General features: G+C 72.9%; 3 protein-coding genes and 1 pseudogene. 2 read left to right on the forward strand and 2 right to left on the reverse strand.

Annotated features, from left to right (window positions below):
* The coding region (locus tag G3I40_RS41165; RefSeq protein ID WP_343245192.1) for an MFS transporter at nt 1–351 on the reverse strand (351 nt) is incomplete at its 3' end.
* Between the two features lie 256 nt (nt 352–607).
* On the opposite strand from G3I40_RS41165, the gene G3I40_RS41170 reads away from it, so the two are divergent.
* Nucleotides 608–1450, forward strand: a complete 843-nt coding sequence (locus tag G3I40_RS41170) for a helix-turn-helix transcriptional regulator (RefSeq protein ID WP_164559922.1) — start codon at nt 608–610, stop codon at nt 1448–1450.
* Nucleotides 1451–1636: 186 nt separating this feature from the next.
* On the opposite strand, the gene G3I40_RS41175 is transcribed toward G3I40_RS41170, so the two are convergent.
* Nucleotides 1637–2974 (reverse strand): acetyl-CoA C-acetyltransferase, encoded by a 1338-nt coding sequence (locus G3I40_RS41175; protein ID WP_239092249.1) that lies wholly within the window; start codon nt 2972–2974, stop codon nt 1637–1639.
* A gap of 69 nt (nt 2975–3043) precedes the next feature.
* Here G3I40_RS41175 and G3I40_RS41180 point away from each other — a divergent pair.
* A pseudogene (locus G3I40_RS41180) lies at nt 3044–3356 on the forward strand (short chain dehydrogenase); the annotation flags it as partial.

The following is a 3356-nucleotide window of genomic DNA, read 5'->3' on the forward strand; positions in this document are numbered from 1 at the left end:
GGCCGCCCCGCCCTGCACGACGCGGGCGGCGATCAGCGCGCCGAGGCCGGGGGCCAGCGCGCAGGCCAGGGAGGCGACGGTGAACAGGGCCGTGCCGAGGACGTAGGCGCGGCGCGCCCCGGTGCGGTCGCACAGCGCGCCCGCCGACAGCATCAGACCGGCGAACATCAGCGTGTACGCGTCGGCCACCCACTGCAGGCCGGTCATGCCGCTGTGCAGGGACGAACGGATGTCGGGCAGCGCGATGTTCACCGCCGACACGTCAATGGTGATCACGGCGAAGCCGAGCAGGGCGGCCAGCAGCGCGGCGGCGCCGCCGGAGCGGCGGGGCTCCTCGGCCGCGGCCGTCACGTCCGGCCTGCGGGCGGTAAGGGTCAAAGTGGTCACGCGGTCCTCCTGGGACGGGCTCGAAGTGCGGGTGGGCGGCAGACACGGGCCGCGGCCCTGTGACATGCACTCCCTGGGCTCCGTCCTGCCGGCCACCCGCAACGGGCTCCACTCTGCGGCCGCGCCGGAAAAGGTGGCAGACCGCGCCGCACCGGGGTGCCGCGTTCCTGGCCCTGACACGGCCCCCCAGCCCTCTGGACGGCCGTGGACAATGGAGGGCATGGCTGAGACCACGGAATTGGGCAAGTACCTGCGCGCCCGTCGCGCCCAGGTGACTCCGGCCGAAGCGGGCCTGCCCGCGGGCACCGGCCTGCGCCGCACGCCCGGCCTGCGCCGCGAGGAGCTGGCGACGCTCGCCGGAGTGAGCGTCGACTACTACACGCGCCTGGAGCGCGGCCGCGAGACGAACCCGTCGACCGCCGTGATCGACGCCCTCAGCCGGGCCCTGCGGCTGCGCGGCGACGCCCACGAGCGCCTGCACGACCTGGCCGAACTGGCCTCGGGCCGGCTCACCACCCCGCACCCCACGACGGACGACACGGTCCGCGAGTCGGTGCTCCAGATGCTCGAGGCGCTGCGCCCGATGCCCGCGTACGTGGTGAACCGCTTCAACTACATGCTGGCCGCGAACCCCGCGGGCCGCCGCCTGCTCCCCGGCATGTGGGACCAGCCGCCGGAGCAGCGCAACCTGACCCGGTACCTCTTCCTGCACCCCGTCGGCCGGACGCTGTACGTGCCGTGGGAGGCGACCGTCACGGCGTCGGTGGCACACCTGCGCGCGGTGGGCGGCGCCGACCCCGACGACCCGAGGATGACGGCGCTGGTCGGCGAACTCCTGCTCAAGTCGCCGGAGTTCGTGAAGATGTGGGACCGTTACGAGGTGCAGGAGCGCGGCGGCGGCACGAAGTCGTTCGACCACCCGAAGGTGGGCGCGATGACGCTCACGTACGAGGTGATGCAACTGGCCCGCACGGGCGGCCAGCGCCTGATCACGTACCAGGCCGCGCCCGACTCCCCCGACGAGTCGGCCCTCCGCAAACTGGACCCGTCCTCAAGCGACTGAGAAAGGGTCCGCCCCGGAACCCTTCAAGCCCCTCCGCCCCTCAAGCCCCATTTCAAGCCCCTCCGGCGATTGAGGAGCGGGGTCCGGGGCGGAGCATGTCCAGCCCCTCCGGCCCTTCAAGCCCCATTTCAAGCCCCTCCGGCGATTGAGGAGCGGGGTCCGGGGCGGAGCCCCGCAACCTCGGCCTCAGCTCCGCTCGAGGATCGCGGTGACCCCCTGCCCCCCGGCAGCGCAGATGGAGATCAGCCCCCGCCCGGGCCCACCCCGTTCAGCAAGCAGCGCAGCAAGCGTGGCCACGATCCGCGCCCCGGTAGCCGCAAACGGATGCCCCGTCGCCAGCGACGACCCGGCTACGTTCAACCGCTCCCGGTCGACGGGCGCGAGCCCCTGCTTCTCCCACGCGGCCAACGTCGCCAACACCTGCGAGGCAAACGCCTCGTGCACCTCGACGAAGTCGAAGTCCTCGATCCCGAGCCCGGCCCGCTCCAGCATCCGCGGCACCGCGTACGCGGGCGCCATGAGCAGCCCGTCACCCCCGCCCCCGGTGACGTCCCCGCCCACGAAGTCCACCGCCGCGGTCTCGTACGCGGTCAGATACGCGAGCGGTTCGAGCGCGCGCGCCTGCGCCCACTCCTCGCTCGCGAGCAGCACCACGGCCGCCCCGTCCGTCAGCGGCGTCGAATTCCCCGCCGTCATCGTCGGGTTGGGGTCCTTGACCCCGAACACCGGCTTCAGCGTGGCGAGTTTCTCGACGCTCGACCCGGGCCGCAGGTTCTGGTCACGCTCAAGCCCCCGGTAAGGAACGACGAGTTGGTCCAACAGCCCCCGGTCGTACGCGGCCGCGAGGCGCTGGTGACTGGTGGCGGCAAGCTCGTCCTGCGCCTCGCGCGCGATGCCCCATTCGCGGGCGGTGACGGCGGCGTGCTCCCCCATCGACAGGGCGGTGCGCGGCTCGGCGTTGCGCGGGATGTCCGGGACGAGGTGGCCCGGCCTGATCCGGGAGAGGGCCTTCAGCCGCGCCCCCGCGGACTTGGCGCGGCGCGCGGCCAGCAGGATCTTGCGCAGCTCGTCGTTCACGCCCAGCGGTGCGTCGCTCGCGGTGTCGGAACCGCCGGCGACCGCGCTCCGCGTCTGCCCGAGGGCGATCTTGTTGGCGGCGGCGATCACGGCCTGCAGACCGGTGCCGCATGCCTGCTGGATGTCGTACGCGGGCGTGCGCGCGTCCAGCGCCGAGCCGAGCACGGTCTCGCGCGCGAGGTTGAAGTCCCGGCTGTGCTTGAGCACCGCGCCCGCCACGAACTCCCCGACGGCGCCCGGCTCGTGGAGCGCGAAGCGGTCGACGAGGCCGTCGAGCGCGACGGTCAGCATGTCCTGGTTGGACGCGGTCGCGTACGGGCCGTCGGAGCGTGCGAACGGGATGCGGCTGCCGCCGAGGACGGCGACACGACGGGGCAGCACCGGTTCTCCGGCGGATTTCGCGGTACTCGCCGATGTCGCGGTGCGCGCGGTTTTCGCGGGGGCCATCTCGACAACTCCTGACTACTGAGTAACCTTACTCTGAAGTAAATTTACGACGGAGCAGGGAGTTGGACAATGGCCGACCGCTATCTGAACTTCACCGGCACGGCCCCCGGCCGCTTCCTGACCCGCCGCCTGGGCCTGCCGCAGCCCGCGCCGCTCCGTCGCTGGAGCCCCGAACGCCCTTCCCTGGAAGGGCAGTTGCTGCACTTCACGGCGGGTACGTCAGCCCACCGCAAGGAGCTGTCGGAGCTGCTGGCCCGCACCGGTCTCGACGTCCGCGGCTCCCTGTCCGGCGGCGGCGCGGACCGCCCCGCCGGCATCGTCGTCGACGCGACCGCCGTCACCGGCCCGGACGCGCTCGCCGAGGTGCACGCCGCCCTGCACC

It is taken from the genome of Streptomyces sp. SID14478, assembly GCF_010548525.1.
Taxonomy (GTDB): Bacteria; Actinomycetota; Actinomycetes; order Streptomycetales; family Streptomycetaceae; genus Streptomyces.